The 16,140-nt window shown below is 66.4% G+C and carries 15 protein-coding genes; 7 read left to right on the top strand and 8 right to left on the bottom strand.

Annotated elements, in window-relative coordinates; genetic code table 11:
- Positions 1 to 172: 172 nt before the first annotated feature.
- The 4 genes from ACE3OU_RS16670 to ACE3OU_RS16655 form a co-directional block, all read right to left on the bottom strand.
- Positions 173 to 3,100, bottom strand: coding sequence for a valine--tRNA ligase (locus tag ACE3OU_RS16670; RefSeq protein ID WP_374242678.1), 2,928 nt, complete (start codon positions 3,098 to 3,100; stop codon positions 173 to 175).
- 80 nt (positions 3,101 to 3,180) lie between these two features.
- Positions 3,181 to 3,690, bottom strand: coding sequence for a hypothetical protein (locus ACE3OU_RS16665; RefSeq protein ID WP_374242677.1), 510 nt, complete (start codon positions 3,688 to 3,690; stop codon positions 3,181 to 3,183).
- Entirely contained in the window at positions 3,687 to 4,118 is a 432-nt protein-coding gene (locus ACE3OU_RS16660; RefSeq protein ID WP_374242676.1) for a DNA polymerase III subunit chi, read from the bottom strand. Before ACE3OU_RS16660 ends, ACE3OU_RS16665 begins: the two co-directional genes overlap by 4 nt.
- A gap of 19 nt (positions 4,119 to 4,137) precedes the next feature.
- Positions 4,138 to 5,625 (bottom strand): leucyl aminopeptidase, encoded by a 1,488-nt coding sequence (locus tag ACE3OU_RS16655; RefSeq protein ID WP_374242675.1) that lies wholly within the window; start codon positions 5,623 to 5,625, stop codon positions 4,138 to 4,140.
- Between the two features lie 105 nt (positions 5,626 to 5,730).
- Here ACE3OU_RS16655 and lptF point away from each other — a divergent pair, with 105 nt between their 5' ends.
- Positions 5,731 to 6,807: an LPS export ABC transporter permease LptF gene (gene lptF, locus ACE3OU_RS16650; RefSeq protein ID WP_374242674.1), complete on the top strand. Its 1,077-nt coding sequence runs from the start codon at positions 5,731 to 5,733 to the stop codon at positions 6,805 to 6,807.
- Positions 6,807 to 7,886 carry an LPS export ABC transporter permease LptG gene (gene lptG / locus ACE3OU_RS16645; protein ID WP_374242673.1) on the top strand — a complete coding sequence of 360 codons (1,080 nt, stop codon included), beginning with the start codon at positions 6,807 to 6,809 and terminating at the stop codon, positions 7,884 to 7,886. The genes lptF and lptG overlap by 1 nt, the downstream gene beginning before the upstream one ends.
- A 17-nt stretch (positions 7,887 to 7,903) precedes the next feature.
- On the opposite strand, the gene ACE3OU_RS16640 is transcribed toward lptG, so the two are convergent.
- The 4 genes from ACE3OU_RS16640 to ACE3OU_RS16625 are packed head-to-tail and all read right to left on the bottom strand — an operon-like array spanning position 7,904 to position 10,034.
- Entirely contained in the window at positions 7,904 to 8,380 is a 477-nt protein-coding gene (locus ACE3OU_RS16640; protein ID WP_374242672.1) for an RDD family protein, read from the bottom strand.
- A gap of 3 nt (positions 8,381 to 8,383) precedes the next feature.
- Positions 8,384 to 9,076 (bottom strand): DUF3106 domain-containing protein, encoded by a 693-nt coding sequence (locus ACE3OU_RS16635; RefSeq protein ID WP_374242671.1) that lies wholly within the window; start codon positions 9,074 to 9,076, stop codon positions 8,384 to 8,386.
- A complete protein-coding gene (locus ACE3OU_RS16630; protein ID WP_374242670.1) occupies positions 9,073 to 9,447 on the bottom strand; it encodes a DUF3619 family protein in 375 nt (124 codons plus the stop codon). The genes ACE3OU_RS16635 and ACE3OU_RS16630 overlap by 4 nt, the downstream gene beginning before the upstream one ends.
- The gene (locus tag ACE3OU_RS16625) at positions 9,444 to 10,034 is read right to left on the bottom strand and encodes an RNA polymerase sigma factor (protein ID WP_374242669.1); all 591 of its coding nucleotides are present in this window, start codon (positions 10,032 to 10,034) and stop codon (positions 9,444 to 9,446) included. The genes ACE3OU_RS16630 and ACE3OU_RS16625 overlap by 4 nt, the downstream gene beginning before the upstream one ends.
- A 126-nt stretch (positions 10,035 to 10,160) precedes the next feature.
- Between ACE3OU_RS16625 and ACE3OU_RS16620 the strand changes: the two genes are divergently transcribed.
- From ACE3OU_RS16620 to ACE3OU_RS16600, 5 genes are all read left to right on the top strand, one after another.
- Complete coding sequence (locus tag ACE3OU_RS16620; RefSeq protein ID WP_374242679.1) at positions 10,161 to 11,897, top strand: acetolactate synthase 3 catalytic subunit; 1,737 nt, start codon at positions 10,161 to 10,163, stop codon at positions 11,895 to 11,897.
- Between the two features lie 97 nt (positions 11,898 to 11,994).
- Complete coding sequence (gene ilvN / locus ACE3OU_RS16615) at positions 11,995 to 12,486, top strand: acetolactate synthase small subunit (RefSeq protein WP_374242668.1); 492 nt, start codon at positions 11,995 to 11,997, stop codon at positions 12,484 to 12,486.
- 73 nt (positions 12,487 to 12,559) lie between these two features.
- Entirely contained in the window at positions 12,560 to 13,576 is a 1,017-nt protein-coding gene (ilvC, locus tag ACE3OU_RS16610) for a ketol-acid reductoisomerase (protein ID WP_374242667.1), read from the top strand.
- A 112-nt stretch (positions 13,577 to 13,688) separates the two neighbouring features.
- Positions 13,689 to 14,459: a CDP-diacylglycerol--serine O-phosphatidyltransferase gene (pssA, locus tag ACE3OU_RS16605; protein ID WP_374242666.1), complete on the top strand. Its 771-nt coding sequence runs from the start codon at positions 13,689 to 13,691 to the stop codon at positions 14,457 to 14,459.
- 119 nt (positions 14,460 to 14,578) lie between these two features.
- The gene (locus tag ACE3OU_RS16600) at positions 14,579 to 16,111 is read left to right on the top strand and encodes a 2-isopropylmalate synthase (RefSeq protein ID WP_374242665.1); all 1,533 of its coding nucleotides are present in this window, start codon (positions 14,579 to 14,581) and stop codon (positions 16,109 to 16,111) included.
- Positions 16,112 to 16,140: the final 29 nt, after the last annotated feature.

The following is a 16,140-nucleotide window of genomic DNA, read 5'->3' as shown; positions in this document are numbered from 1 at the left end:
CAGTTGGTCCAGCGTCACCATCTCCAGTTCGGTCTGAGCGGTGGCGGCGGCAGGCTTGAGCATGCCGAGATTATAAAAAAACCAAGCCCCCGACGGGTGGGGGCTTGGGGCTTTGTCAGCAGTCTGAGGCCACGCATCGCGTGGCCTCTTTGCTTTGTCGGGCGCTGTGCCGTCAGGCGGCCGGCAGTCGTGCCAGCTGGGGCTTGAGCTTTTCCAGCGTCGCGGTGAAGCCGGCCAGGCGGTCTTTCTCCTGGGCGACGACGGCGGCCGGAGCGCGGGCCACGAAGCTCTCGTTGGCCAGCTTGGCGTTGGCCTTGACGATCTCGCCCTCGATGCGGGCGATCTCCTTGGTGAGGCGCTCGCGCTCGGCGGCCACGTCGATCTCGACCTTCAGCATCAGGCGTTGTTCGCCGACGATGGCCACGGGAGCGAGCTCCTCGCTGCTGATCTCGTCCACCACCTGCACTTCGGAGAGCTTGGCGAGGCCGGCGATGTAGGGCGCGAACTTGCGCAGCTGCTCGGCGTTGCCGCTGGCGACCAGCGGCATGCGCTGGGCCGGCGAGATGCCCATCTCGCCCCGCAGGTTGCGGCAGGCGTAGATGAGGCCCTTGAGCTCGGCCACCGCGGCTTCGCTCTTCTCGTCGATGCGGCCCAGGTCGGCCTCGGGGTACCGGGCCAGGCACAGGCTGTCCACGTCCTTGCGGCCGGCGAGGGGGGCGACGGTCTGCCACAGCTCTTCGGTGACGAAGGGGATCAGCGGGTGGGCCAGGCGCAGGATGGTTTCCAGCACGCGGATCAGGCTGCGGCGGGTGCCCTTCTGCTGGGCTTCGTTGCCGGTGTTGATCTGGACCTTGGCGAGCTCGAGATACCAGTCGCAGTACTCGTCCCAGATGAACTCGTAGATGGTCTTGGCGACGAGGTCGAAGCGGTAGTCCGCGAAGTGCTCGGCGACTTCCTTCTCGACGCGCTGCAGGCGGCTGACGATCCAGCGGTCGGCGAAGGAGAACTCCAGCGGGCCGCTGCCGCCGCAGGCCGGGCCGCCCTGCTGGTGCTCGAGGCCCAGGTCGTGGCCCTGGACGTTCATCAGCACGAAGCGGGTGGCGTTCCACAGCTTGTTGCAGAAGTTGCGGTAGCCCTCGCAGCGGCTCATGTCGAACTTGATGTCGCGGCCGGGGCTGGCGAGGCTGGCGAAGGTGAAGCGCAGGGCGTCGGTGCCGAAGGCGGGGATGCCGTCGGGGAACTCCTTGCGGGTCTTCTTCTCGATGCTGGCGGCCTGCTTGGGGTTCATCAGGCCGGTGGTGCGCTTCGCGACCAGGGCGTCGACGCCGATGCCGTCGATGAGGTCGATCGGGTCGAGCACATTGCCCTTCGACTTCGACATCTTGGCCCCTTCGGCGTCGCGGATGAGGCCGTGCACATAGACGTGCTTGAAGGGGATCTTGCCGGTGATGTGCTTGGTCATCATGACCATGCGCGCCACCCAGAAGAAGATGATGTCGAAGCCGGTGACGAGCACCGTGGACGGCAGGTAGAGGTCGAGCGCGTCATTCGACTGGGCCGGATAGTCGGGCGTCCAGTCGAGGGTCGAGAACGGCCACAGGGCGGACGAATACCAGGTGTCGAGCACGTCCGGGTCGCGGGTGAGGGGGCCGGGGTAGCCGGCCTTGTCGGCCAGGGCGCGGGCTTCTTCTTCGGAGTGGGCGACGAAGCATTCGCCGTCGATGCCGTACCAGGCTGGGATCTGGTGGCCCCACCACAGCTGGCGCGAGATACACCAGTCCTGGATGTTGTTGAGCCACTGGTTGTAGGTGTTGACCCAGTTGCCGGGGACAAACTGGATCTCGCCGGACGAGACGACATCGAGCGCCTTTTGCGTGATCGATTTGCCATCCTCGCCCGGCTTGGACATGGCGACGAACCACTGGTCGGTGAGCATCGGCTCGATGACCACGCCGGTGCGGTCGCCGCGGGGCACCTGCAGCTTGTGGGGCTTGGTGTCGACCAGCACGCCGGCGGCTTCGAGATCGGCCACGATGGCCTTGCGGGCGTCGAAGCGGTCGAGGCCCTGGTATTGAGATGGGATTGCGTCCAGCGTGTCGTGCATATCCCAATACTTTGAATACTCGGTACTTTCTGATGTCGGTGAGCCAGCAAGCTCGCAATTCCGTGAAATGATCTTCGCGTTCTTGTCCAGAACATTGATCATATCCAGGTCGTGGCGCTGGCCGACGGCGTAGTCGTTGAAGTCGTGGGCCGGGGTGACCTTGACGACGCCGGTGCCGAACTCGCGGTCAACGTAGTCGTCGGCGATGATCGGGATATCGCGCTCGCACAGGGGCAGGCGCACCGTCTTGCCGATGAGGTGGGCGTAGCGTTCGTCCTCGGGGTGGACCATCACGGCCACGTCGCCGAGCATGGTCTCGGGGCGGGTGGTGGCGACGGTGAGGCCCTGCAGGTCACCGATCGGGCCTTCGCTGAACGGGTAGCGGATGTGCCACATGAAGCCGTCTTCTTCTTCCTGGACGACTTCGAGGTCGGAGACGGCGGTGTGGAGCTTCGGGTCCCAGTTGACGAGGCGCTTGCCACGGTAGATCAGGCCCTCGTTGTAGAGGCGCACGAAGGTCTCGGTGACGATCTTGTTGAGGCCGGCGTCCATCGTGAAGCGCTCGCGGCTCCAGTCGGGGCTGGTGCCCATGCGGCGCATCTGGCGGGTGATGGTGCCGCCGGAGTATTCCTTCCACTCCCATACCTTCTCGAGGAACTTCTCGCGGCCGAGGTCGTGGCGGGAGACGCCCTGGGCGTCGAGCTGACGTTCGACGACGATCTGGGTTGCGATGCCGGCGTGGTCGGTGCCCGGCTGCCACAGGGTGTTCCAGCCGCGCATGCGGTGGTAGCGCGTGAGCGCGTCCATGATCGTCTGGTTGAAGCCGTGGCCCATGTGCAGGGTGCCGGTCACGTTGGGCGGCGGCAGCAGGATGCAGAAGGATTGGTCGGCGGGCTTGCTGCGGTCGAGGCCGGCGGCGAAGTAGCCGCTCGACTCCCAGTGCTCATACCAGCGGCGTTCGATCTCCGCCGGCTCGAAACTCTTGGCCAGTTCCATGGGGTCTGTCTTTGATGGCAAAACCCGGATTATAGCGGATGCGCCGCGCCTGCCCGTGGGGCAGCGCACGGCGGGGGGCTTCAGGCTTCGGGGCCCGGGGGAATGGTGTCGGCGATCTCGCTGGCGATCAGCGGCAGGACGGTGGCGCGCAGGTGGGCGGCGGCGGTGGCCTGCAGGCGCTCGGCGAGGTCGTCCAGCTCGCGGGAGACGAGCTGGGGGAGTTCGGTGCCGACCCACTCCTCGATGTGCCGCCTGATCGCGGCATCGAGGGTGGCGAGGCGTTCCGCGATGCGGTCGGCCTCGGCCCGGGCTGCGGCGGCTGAGATGGCGGCGAGGTCGGGGGGCGGGAGGGCGGCGTCGAGGCTCTCGGCGGCATCCGTGATGGCGGCGACCATCGGCGGTTCGGCCGGCGTGTCGGGCGTGGGTGCCAAGGCTTCGACGACCTCGGTGAGGACGGGCAGGTCGTCGAGCTCGGGTTCGATGGCGAAGGTGGCGTGGCGCTGCATCAGCGCGTCGGCCTTTTCGAAGAGCGGATCGGTTTCCTCGTCTTCGAGGGGCATCAGCAGTTCGGTTTTCGGGGTGTCGGTCATTCGCCGCTCCGTTGGGCGAGGTCATGGGCACGCAGGCTGCAGCCGCGGCCCTGGTAGGCGCGGTAGCGCCCGCGGGCGGCCTGGCGTTCGGGATCGCTGCGGCCGACGATCTCGATCACCAGGCGGTAGCGCTCGAAGCCCGCCGGGAGGTCGTCGCCCAGGTTGATGAGCACGTCGTCGTGGGGGAGGCCTTCGAACTGCGTGCCGATCACTACAGGGGTTTCGGCGGCCAGCGGGGAGGCCGCCGCCACGTGGGGGACGAAGGCCAGCGGCGTGAGGCTCCACAGCATCTGGTCGAACTGCCGCGCGACGCCACCGTCGGGCGCAAACACCACGATCCGCCGCCCGTTGCCGTGGGCCTTGCCGGCGAGCACGCAGGCGACCCGCAGGCGGTCGGGGGCGTTGTGGTAGAAGCAGACCTCGGTCATCGGGCGCGGTGGGGCGGGCTCAGTGGCCGGCGCGGCCGATCAGGAACTCGGTCAGCAGCGGCACCGGGCGGCCGGTGGCGCCCTTCTCGGCGCCGGACTTCCAGGCGGTGCCGGCGATGTCGAGGTGGGCCCACTTGTAGGCCTTGGTGAAGCGCGCCAGGAAGCAGGCGGCGGTGATGGTGCCCGCGCCCTTGCTGCCGATGTTGGGGATGTCGGCGAAGTTGCTCTTGAGCATCTCCTGGTATTCGTCCCACAGGGGCAGCTGCCAGGCCTTGTCGCCAGCCGCCTGGCCGCTGGCGAGGAGCTCGGCGGCGAGGTCGTCGTCGTTGGCGAGGAGTCCGCTGGCGAAGTTGCCCAGCGCGATGATGCAGGCGCCGGTGAGGGTCGCGATGTCGATCACGGCGGCCGGCTCGAAGCGCTCGGCGTAGGTGAGGGCGTCACACAGGATCAGGCGCCCCTCGGCGTCGGTGTTGAGGACCTCGATGGTCTGGCCCGACATGGAGGTGACGATGTCGCCGGGCTTGGTGGCCGAGCCGCCGGGCATGTTCTCGGTGGCCGGGATCAGGCCCACCACGTTGATCGGCAGCTCCATCCGCGCGAGGGCCTTGAAGGTGCCCAGCACGCTGGCGGCGCCGCACATGTCGTACTTCATCTCGTCCATGCCCTCGCCGGGCTTGAGGGAGATGCCGCCGGTGTCGAAGGTGATGCCCTTGCCGACCAGCACCACGGGCTTGTCCTTGGCCTTGCCGCCCTTGTACTGGAGGATGATGAACTTGGGAGGCTCGTGGGAGCCGCGGGCCACGGAGAGCAGGGCGCCCATGCCGAGCTTTTCCATGTCGTCCCGGTCGAGCACCTCGACCTTGATCTTGTGGTCCTTGGCCAGCTTGCGCGCGGTGGTGACGAGGTAGCCCGGGGTGCACACGTTGCCCGGCAGGTTGCCGAGGGTCTTGGCGAGGGCCATGCCCTCGGCGATGGCCTCACCTCGCCGGATGGCCTGCTCGTGCTGCTCGCCGGCTTTGTTCTTGACGACGAAGGTGAGCTTGCGGACGCCCTTCTTCGATTCATCTTTCTTGGACTTGAGCTCGTCGCAGCGGTAGGTGCTGTCCTGGAGGATCTGGGCGGCCTGGGCCAGGCGCCAGGCGAGGTCGCGCTTGGGGAGCTCGATCTCGGCGAGGCAGAAGGCCGCCTCGGCCGCCACCGAACCGGCCAGCTGCCGGGCGGCCGCGGCGACGGCGTCGCGGTAGGCCTTGTCGGAGAGCTCGTCGCGCTTGCCGAGGCTGACCAGCAGCACCCGCGGCGTGGCGAGGCCGGGCAGGGCGTGGAGCATCAGGGTGGCGCCGGCCTTGTCGTCGAGGTCGCCGCGGCCGATGATCGCCGAGATGGCGCCGTCGCTGGCTTCATCGAGGGCGCGCGCGGCGCTGCTGAGTTCGCCGCCAGCCAGGATGCCGACCACGATGCAGCCGCTCTTGAGTTTTTCCGGCGATCCGGCCTTTATGGTAAATTCCACCCGCTTCTCCTTCGAAACACGCGTCAACAGGACATCGCGCCATTATGGCCGGCACCCCGGCCCACGTCAAAAAGCCCGCCTGCCGACGCCACAACCGTTTCCCCCATGATTTTTCTTCGAGCCGCCCAGCGCGAATTCACGCAGAACGCCGTGGCGGTCTTCGTGGCGCTGTTCGCCATCCTCATCTCCACGGTGCTGATCCGGCTGCTGGGTCAGGCCGCGGGCGGGCGCGTGCCCGCCGACGCCGTGCTCGCGCTGATCGGCTTCGGCGCCATCGCCCAGATGCCGGTGGTGCTTTCGCTTACCCTGTTCATCGCGATCCTGATGTCCCTGTCGCGGAGCTACCGGGACTCCGAGATGGTGGTGTGGTTTTCCAGCGGCCTGCCCCTCACGGCCTGGGTCCGGCCGGTGCTGCGCTTCGCGCTGCCGGTGGTGGTGCTGATCGCCGCCCTGTCCCTCTTCGGCACGCCCTGGGCGCAGAAGAAGAGCGTCGAATACAAGGAGCAGCTGAGCAACCGCGATGACGTCAGCCGTGTGGCGCCGGGGCTGTTCCGCGAGTCGTCCGGTGGCGAGCGGGTGTTCTTCGTCGAGGCCCTGTCCGGCGACGAGGGGCGCGTGCGCAACGTCTTCGCCAGCAGCATGCAGAACGGCCGGCTCGGTGTGATGGTTGCCGCCGAGGGGCACACCGAGGTCGACGCCAACGGCAACCGCTTCGTCGTCCTCGAGCGCGGCCGGCGCTACGAGGGCACGCCGGGCACGCCCAGCTACCGGGTGATGGAGTTCGAGCGCTACCAGATCCGCATGGAGTCCAAGGAGAGCGCCAGCGCGCCGCGGCAGCCCAAAACCCTGGCCCTGCCGGCCCTGCTCAAGAACCCCGACAACCGCAACCGGGGTGAGCTGATGGGCCGCATCAGCACGCCCGTGCTGGCGGTCATGCTGGCCCTGCTGGCGATCCCGCTGTCCTTCGTCAATCCGCGGGCCGGGCGTACCAACAACCTTATTCTGGCGGTCCTGATCTACCTGATCTACAGCAACGCGGTGAGCGTCTGCCAGTCGTGGATCGGGCAGGGGCGTCTGCGTTTCGATGTGGGCCTGTGGGTCCCCCATGTGGTGATGCTGCTCGTCCTGGCGGTGCTTTTCTACCGGCGGATCAGTGTCTTTGCGCGCTGGCGGAGGCGTTGATGGTTCGTGTCTATGTCCGCTACCTGAGCCGCGAGATCTACGCCGCGGTGCTGCTGGTGCTGCTGGCTTTCCTGGGGTTGTTCGCGTTCTTCGACCTCGTCAATGAGCTCGACGATGTCGGCAAGGGCGGCTACATGCTGTATCAGGCCGCCATCTACGTGGCGATGATCATGCCGGGGCGGGTGTACGAGCTGATGCCCATCGCCGTGCTGATCGGCACCCTGTATGCGCTGACCAACTTCGCGCGCCACTCCGAGATCACCGTGTTGCGGGCTTCGGGGCTGTCCACCGGCCGTTTTCTGGTGGCGCTGCTGGGGATTGGCAGCATCTTCGTGGTGTTGACCTTCGTCTTCGGCGAATACCTGGCGCCGCCGGCCGAGCGCGCCGCCCAGCAGTGGCGTCTCGCGGCGACCCGCTCGATGGTCTCCCAGGAACTGCGTACCGGCCTGTGGGTGCGGGACGGGCGGCGTTTCGTGAACGTGCGCAGCGTGTTGCCGGACACCTCGCTGCAGGGGGTGCGCATCTATGAGTTCGACGATCGTGCCGCGCTGGTGTCGATCAGCGAATCGCCCACCGGGGTTCATAAAGGTGCGGCCGAGGGATGGCGCCTGCCCAATGTGCAGCAGACGGTTTTTCTGGGCAACCGCACGGAGACCCGGGTGCTGCCCGAGCTGATCTGGAAGTCCGAGCTGACCCCCGAGGTGTTGTCGGTGCTGATGGTGGTCCCCGAGCGCATGTCGGTGACGACGCTGTACTCCTACATCCGCCACCTGGAAGAAAACAACCAGCGCACCACCCGCTATGAGATCGCGCTCTGGAAGAAGATCGCCTATCCCTTTGCGGCGCTGGTGATGATGGGGCTGGCGTTGCCTTTCGGCTACATGCAGACGCGCATGGGCGGGGTGAGCCTGAAGGTGTTCTCCGGGATCATGATCGGGGTGGGCTTTCACCTCCTCAACGGCCTGTTCTCCAACCTCGGGGTGATCAACGGCTGGACTCCCGCCGTCGCCGCGCTCACGCCGAGCATCGCCTTCCTGCTGGCGGCGATGGGGATGATGTGGTGGGTCGAGCGCCGCTGAGGGACGCTTGAAGGTATTTAGTTTTTGGGCGAGGGCGGCAGCAGGATGATCCGCGTGCCGGCCAGACGATCGTGCAGGAACTGCCGATCCGGGTCGAGCAAGGCCCACCACAGGCCGATCCCGGCCAGCCATACCGACGGCCAGGCCAGGGCATAACGCAGCCAGGCCTGTTTCACCGAGACCACCCCGCCGGTCGAGGTCACGATCCGCAGTTTCCAGGTCTGCATCGCCAGAGTCTGGCCGCCACGGCGCCAGTACCACACGAAATACCCCCCCAGCACCAGAAACACATACCCCCACAGCACTCCGCCCGGTGGCGTGTAGTTCATGCCGACGCCCAGGATCAGCAGCGGGACCATGAAGGTGAGGGCCAGCACCCCCAGCAGGAGCAGGGTTTCATAAAGCATGCTGGCGAGGCGGCGCCGCAGACCGGCGAGTTCGACGGCGGGCCGCCCGAGGCCTTCGGGCCCGGGGCGGGTGGATTGTTTGGGCATGTGTCAGGGTCTGGCGGGAGGGGCGGAGGCCGGGCCGGGTTCGGCAGGCGCCGGGCCCGCGGGGGCTGGGGAGGGTGTCGGTACAACGGGGGCGGGCGCCGCACCGCCGGAATTGGCCTGCGGCGCCGCCGGGCCGGCCGTGACGGGGGCCGTCGGCGAGGCCGGCGGAGGCATGGTTTCTGCCGGCGCTGCGGGGGGCTGCGGCTTGCGCACGACGACGCGCGGCACCGCCGGGCGCGGGGCCGTCAGCGGCTTGAGGGGCTTGGCGCCGACGGCGGGGGGGGCGGGCTTGACCGGCGTCGCCTTGCGGGCGGCCTCGGTGAAGCGCTCCTTCTCCTCAAGGGGGAGTTCCTTGTAGGCGTTCCACTTCTGCCGCAGGGCTTCCCGCTGCTCGGGCGGAATGCGCTGCAGGTTGCGGTATTGCTCACGGGCGCGGCTGCGTTCTTCCGGGGTCAGGCTCATCCACGTCTGCATGCGCCCGCGCAGGCGGTCCTGCTCTTCGGGCGTGTAGGCAGGGAAGCGGTCGGCGATGCCGGCCCACTTGCGCTTGCGCTCGTCGGGAAGATCCTGCCACTCCTGGGCGAGCGGCGCGAGGCTGCGTTGCTGGGCCGGCGTGAGATCCCGCCACGCGGGGGCGGTGATCGGCGGTGTGGCCAGTACTGCGGTCGAGCAGGCGAGGGCGACCCCCCCGATCATTCGGGCAAGTCGTTTTGAACCCATGCGTCGAAGCCCTGGTCGAGATAAGCGTCAATCGGGAGGTCATCGGAGAGCAGCGCGCTGTCGACTTCCTCGAGTTCGGCCATGCGCTGCATCTCGCCCAGCAGGCCGCTGCCCACTGCAACCAGCAGGATCAGCAGCATTGCGATGGCGGTCCGCCCCCGGGGGAGCGCCCTCTCGGTGAAGGCCTGGCCGACCCCCGCGAGGCTGAAGCCGCGGACGGTGACCTTCTGGCGGGCGAGGGCCTTCTGGCGGGCTTCGTGGAGCCGGTTCGCCACCGAAGGGGAAACCTGGCGCGCGGAGGTGTTCAAGTGCTGCCGCACGCGAAATTGAAACTCGTGCTCATTCATAGCGTTATGCCCTTTGCTGCAAGTGCGGCGGCAAGCGTATGCGTGGCCCGGGAGCAGTGCGTCTTCACGCTGCCCTCCGAGCACCCCATGGCCGCAGCCGTTTCGGCGATATCCATTTCTTCCCAGTAACGCATGAGGAAGGCTTCGCGTTGACGGGGAGGCAGTTTTTCGATTTCGGTCTCGATGGCGTTCAGGGTCTGCTGCTGTTCGAGCTGGGCGTGGGGGGATTCGCTCTTGTGGTCGCTGTCCGCGGATTCGATGACTTCCAGCGGGTCGTGTTCCTCTTCTTCGGGGCCGGAGAAGGCCGACAGCAGGGTGGTCCACATGCTGCGCACCTTCTGGCGGCGGTAGAAGTCGCGGATGACGTTCTGGAGGATGCGCTGGAACAGCATCGGCAGCTCCTCGAGCGGCTTGTCGCCGTACTTTTCGGCGAGCTTCATCATCGCGTCCTGCACGATGTCCAGGGCCGATTCTTCGTTGCGGACCGCGAACAAGGCCTGTTTGAAGGCTCGTTTTTCGACGCTGGCGAGGAAATCCGATAGTTCGAGGCGGGAAGGCAGGGGAGAGTCCTCAGGTATCTGGCGCACGCCGGTGCGCTAAATCTGGATTTTAAATCAACGCGGCGCGCTTGCTCGCGCAGGGTGTCCGCGCGACCGCCCCATGCAAGGCGCCTTGACCAATCGCCGGCTCGGCGGTAAGGTTCCGCGTTTTACATAGCCGAGACAGCTTCGGGTGCAGCGATGGTATTGACCGGTGCGGAAATTGTAATCAGGTGTCTTCAGGAAGAAAAGGTTGATTATCTTTTCGGCTATCCCGGTGGCTCAGTCCTGTACATCTACGACGAGCTGTTCAAGCAGGACAAGGTCCGGCACGTCCTGGTGCGCCATGAGCAGGCCGCCGTGCACGCCGCCGACGGCTATGCCCGGTCCACCGACAAGGTCGGCGTGGCGCTCGTCACCTCGGGCCCCGGCGCGACCAACGCCGTGACCGGCATCGCCACCGCCTACTGCGACTCGATCCCGATGGTGGTGATCTCCGGCCAGGTGCCGTCCGGCGTCATCGGCCAGGATGCCTTCCAGGAAGTCGACACCGTGGGCATCACCCGCCCCTGCGTGAAGCACAACTTCCTGGTGCGCGACGTCCGCGACATCGCCTCCACCATGAAGAAGGCGTTCTACATCGCCCGAACCGGCCGTCCGGGCCCGGTGCTGGTGGACATCCCCAAGGACATCACCGCCCAGAAGTGCGAATTCGAATACCCGCAGACGGTGTCGATGCGCTCCTACAACCCGGTGGTCAAGGGCCACCACGGCCAGATCAAGAAGGCCGTGCAGCTCCTCCTCGAGGCCCGGCGCCCGATGGTGTATATCGGCGGCGGCGTGGTGCTCGGCGATGCGGCCGACAAGCTCACCGCGCTGGTGCGCAAGCTGGGCTTCCCGTGCACCAACACCCTGATGGGCCTCGGCGGCTTCCCCGGCACCGATCGCCAGAACGTGGGCATGCTCGGCATGCACGGCACCTACGAAGCCAACATGGCGATGCACTACTGCGACGTGCTGCTCGCGGTCGGCGCCCGCTTCGACGACCGCGTGATCGGCAGCCCGGCGCACTTCGCCTCGGAACCCCGCAAGATCATCCACGTGGACATCGACCCGTCGTCGATCTCCAAGCGCGTCAAGGTGGACGTGCCCATCGTCGGCGCTGTTGACGAAGTCCTCGGCGAGCTGCTGGCGCTCCTCGAGAGCACCTCCGAGCGCCCCGACGAAGCCTCGCTGGCCACCTGGTGGAAGCAGATCGAGGAGTGGCGTAGCCGGGATTGCCTCAAGTTCAACCAGGGCGAAGAACTCATCAAGCCCCAGTTCGTCATCCAGAAACTGTGGGAAGTCACCGGCGGCGACGCCTTCGTGACCTCCGACGTGGGGCAGCACCAGATGTGGGCGGCCCAGTACTACAAGTTCGACAAGCCGCGCCGCTGGGTCAATTCCGGCGGCCTCGGCACCATGGGCTTCGGCCTGCCTTCGGCAATGGGCGTCCAGCTTGCCCATCCGGGATCAAAGGTGGCCTGCGTGACCGGCGAGGCGTCGATCCAGATGAACATCCAGGAGCTCGCCACCTGCCGCCAGTTCCGTCTGCCGATCAAGGTGGTGATGCTCAATAACCGCTATCTGGGCATGGTGCGTCAGTGGCAGGAGATCTTCCACGGCAATCGCTACTCCGAGTCCTACATGGATTCGCTGCCCGACTTCTGCCGCCTGGCCGAGGCCTATGGCCACGTGGGCATCCGCGTGGACAAGCCGGGGGACGTGGAAGGTGCGCTGCGCGAAGCCTTCAACCGCAAGAACGACCTCGTCTTCCTCGACTTCCAGGTGGATCAGACCGAGAACGTCTATCCGATGGTTCAGGGTGGCAAGGGGCTGACCGACATGATCCTGTCGGCCGAAGATCTTTGACCGGCCGGAGGGTGCCTTGCGGCGGCCCTCCGATCCACCGGCCGGGCCGGGTGCCCGCAGGGCAAGTCGCCCGCCGGTTTTGCAGAACAGAACGAACATGAGACACGTCATCTCCCTTGTCATCGAAAATGAATCCGGCGCGCTGTCGCGCGTGTCCGGTCTGTTTTCCGCGCGGGGCTACAATATCGAGAGCCTGACCGTGGCGCCCACCGAGGACGCTTCCCTGTCGCGCATGACCATCGTCACCTCCGGCTCCGACGACATCGTCGAACAGATCACCAAGCAGCTCAACAAGCTGGTGGAAGTGATCAAGGTGGTGGATCTGTCCGAATCCGCCCACATCGAGCGCGAGCTGATGCTCATCAAGGTCCGTGCCGCCGGCAAGGACCGCGAGGAGATCAAGCGCATGGCGGACATCTTCCGCGGCCGCATCATCGACGTGACCGAAACAACCTACGTGATCGAGCTCACCGGCACCCAGGCCAAGCTCGATTCCTTCGTCGGCGCCCTCGACGCCGGCCTGATTCTCGAAACCGTGCGTTCGGGTATCTGCGGCGTCGCCCGCGGCGACCGCGTACTGAAGGTTTGATGTGGGAGTGGCGTGGGCTGTCCCTGCCTGCGTGCTCCCGTGATTTGCTCCTCTTGTGTCAGAAAGGCATGAAATGAAGGTTTTTTACGATAAGGATGCAGACCTCTCCCTGATCAAGGGCAAGCAGGTCACCATTGTTGGCTACGGCTCCCAGGGCCACGCCCACGCCCAGAACCTCAAGGAGTCCGGCGTCAACGTGACCGTCGGTCTGCGCAAGGATGGCGCCTCCTGGAACAAGGCTGTCGCTGCCGGCCACAACGTCCAGGAAGTCGCCGACGCCGTCAAGGCCGCCGACCTGGTCATGATCCTGCTGCCGGACGAGTCCCAGCCGGACGTCTACAAGAACGACATCGCCCCGAACATCAAGCAGGGCGCCACCCTGGCCTTCGCCCACGGCTTCAACGTGCACTACAACCAGATCGTCCCGCGTGCCGACCTGGACGTGATCATGGTTGCCCCGAAGGGCCCCGGCCACACGGTGCGCTCCGAGTACCTGAAGGGTGGCGGCGTGCCGACCCTGATCGCCGTGTACCAGGACAAGTCCGGCAAGGCCCGCGACATCGCGCTGTCCTACGCTGCGGCAAACGGCGGCACCAAGGGTGGCGTGATCGAGACCAACTTCCGTGAAGAGACCGAGACCGACCTCTTCGGCGAGCAGGCCGTGCTGTGCGGCGGCGCCGTCGAGCTGGTCAAGATGGGCTTCGAGACCCTGACCGAAGCGGGCTACGCTCCGGAAATGGCCTACTTCGAGTGCCTGCACGAGCTCAAGCTGATCGTCGACCTGATGTACGAAGGCGGCATCGCCAACATGAACTACTCCATCTCCAACAACGCGGAGTATGGCGAGTACGTGACCGGCACCGAAGTCATCAACGAGCAGTCCCGTGTCGCCATGCGCAACGCCCTGAAGCGCATCCAGACCGGCGAATACGCCAAGATGTTCATCCAGGAAGGCAAGACCAACTACCCGTCCATGACCGCCCGTCGTCGCCTGAACGCTGCGCACCCGATCGAAGTGGTCGGCGCCCAGCTCCGCGACATGATGCCGTGGATCAAGGCCAATAAGCTGGTCGACCAGTCCAAGAACTGATCGAGCCTGGCTTGATGTAGCGCGCGGGGGACGAAAGTCCCCCGTGTCGTTTTCAGGCGCCGTAATCATCACTGCGTTACAATCCGGTTCGACTTCACCCATCGTCCCCTTCATGGCCGATCTGCAATCCCGCACCCCCTTGTTGAGCCCGGAACGTCGGCGCAAGGGCATCTACATCCTCCCCAACCTGTTCACCACGGCCGCCCTGTTCGCCGGCTTCTATGCCATCGTGCAGGCCATGAACGGCCTCTTCGAGCAGGCGGCGGTGGCGATCTTCATCGCGATGGTGCTCGACGGGCTCGACGGCCGCGTCGCGCGCCTCACCCGCACCCAGAGCGCCTTCGGAGCCGAATACGACTCCCTCTCCGACATGGTGTCGTTCGGCGTGGCGCCGGCGCTCATCGTGTACGAGTGGGCGCTGAAGGGCATGGGCAAGCTCGGCTGGATGGCCGCCTTCATCTATTGCGCGGGCGCCGCGCTGCGCCTGGCCCGCTTCAACACCAACATCGACGTGGTGGACAAGCGCTACTTCCAGGGCCTGCCCAGCCCCGCCGCCGCGTCGCTGGTCGCCGGCCTGGTGTGGGTCATGATCGACAACGGCATCGCCGGGCCCGACGTGCGCTGGTACGCCTGCGCCCTGACCATCTTCGCCGGCGTCACGATGGTCAGCAACGTGCTGTTCTACAGCGGCAAGGAGATCAACCTGCGCCGCAGCGTCCCCTTCATCGTCATCATCGCCATCGTGCTCGGTTTCCTGCTGGTGTCCAGTTATCCGCAGGGCGTGCTGTTCGGCGTATTCCTGTGTTATGCGGCCTCCGGCTACGTGCTGGGCGTGGGCCGGTGGCTCCGGCGGCGCAGGCACCCTTCGGGGGGCGACGCCTGATCCTTGCCTGGCGTACGTCCGCCTCGATGCCCACCGGACGATGCCCACATTCCGCCCCGGCCCATTGAACGTCCGGGGCGTCGCCTCATCCAATAATCAGATTCCTCCAGGAGCTCATCATGAACGACCAGTTGATCATCTTCGACACCACCTTGCGCGACGGCGAGCAGAGCCCCGGCGCCTCGATGACCCGTGATGAGAAGCTGCGTATCGCCCGTCAACTGGAGCGGATGCGGGTCAATGTGATCGAGGCCGGTTTTGCCGCCGCGTCCAACGGCGACTTCGAGGCCGTCAAGGCCGTCGCCGAGGCGATCAAGGATTCCACCGTCTGCTCGCTGGCCCGCGCCAACGAGGCCGACATCCGCCGCGCCGGCGAGGCGGTGCGCCCGGCGGCCTCCAGCCGCATCCACACCTTCATCGCGACCAGCCCGATCCACATGGAGAAGAAGCTGCGCATGAGCCCGGACGAGGTCGTCGAGCAGGCTGTCCGCGCCATCGGCTGGGCCCGCCAATACACCGATGACGTGGAGTTCTCGGCCGAGGACGCCGGCCGTTCCGAGATCGACTTCCTGTGCCGGATCTTTGAAGAGGTGATCAAGGCCGGCGCGACCACCATCAACGTCCCCGACACCGTCGGCTACAACGTGCCCGAGCAGTTCGCGGCTACCATCCGCACCCTGATCGAGCGCGTGCCCAATTCCGACAAGGTGGTGTGGTCGGTGCATTGCCACAACGACCTCGGCCTGGCCGTGGCCAATTCGCTGGCGGCGGTGCGCGCCGGCGCCCGCCAGGTGGAGTGCACGATCAACGGCCTCGGCGAGCGGGCCGGCAACGCCTCCCTCGAGGAGATCGTGATGGCCGTGCGCACGCGTCGCGATGTCTATCAGTGCGACACCCGCATCGACACCACCCACATCGTGCCGGCCTCCAAGCTGGTGTCGAGCATCACCGGCTTCGCCGTGCAGCCCAACAAGGCCATCGTTGGCGCCAACGCCTTCGCCCACGAGTCGGGCATCCACCAGGACGGCGTGCTGAAGCACCGCGAAACCTACGAGATCATGCGCGCCGAGGACGTGGGCTGGACCGCCAACAAGCTGGTGATGGGCAAGCACTCGGGCCGCAACGCGTTCCGGTCGCGCCTGCTCGAGCTCGGCGTGGTCATCGAATCCGAGGAGCAGCTCAACAGCGCCTTTGCCCGCTTCAAGGCCCTCGCCGACAAGAAGCACGAGATCTTCGACGAGGATCTGCAGGCCCTGATGAACGACGACAGCACCGAGCCGAAGGAGCATTACCGCCTCGTGTCGTCGTCCTTCCACTCCGAAACCGGCGAGCAGCCCTGCGCGCGGGTCACGCTGGCGGTGGACGGCCGCGAGCGGCAGGTCGAGTCGTCCGGCTCCGGCCCGGTGGATGCGGCCTTCAAGGCCATCGAGAGTATCGCCGACAGCCGCTCCGAGCTGCTGCTGTACTCGGTGAATGCGATCACCACCGGCACCGACGCCCAGGGTGAGGTCACGGTGCGTCTGGCGCGGGATGGCAAGGTCGTCAATGGCCAGGGGGCGGACACCGACATCATCGTCGCTTCGGCCAAGGCTTACCTCAACGCCCTCAACAAGCTCGAGGCGGGTACCGAGAAGCTCAACCCGCAGGTCTGACCCGGCGTGGCCCCCGGCGGTGCCGGGGG

It is taken from the genome of Zoogloea sp., from assembly GCF_041908905.1.
Taxonomy (GTDB): domain Bacteria; phylum Pseudomonadota; class Gammaproteobacteria; order Burkholderiales; family Rhodocyclaceae; genus Zoogloea.
The sequence above is the reverse complement of the archived record's forward strand: the minus strand, read 5'-3'. Positions and strand labels throughout refer to the sequence as shown.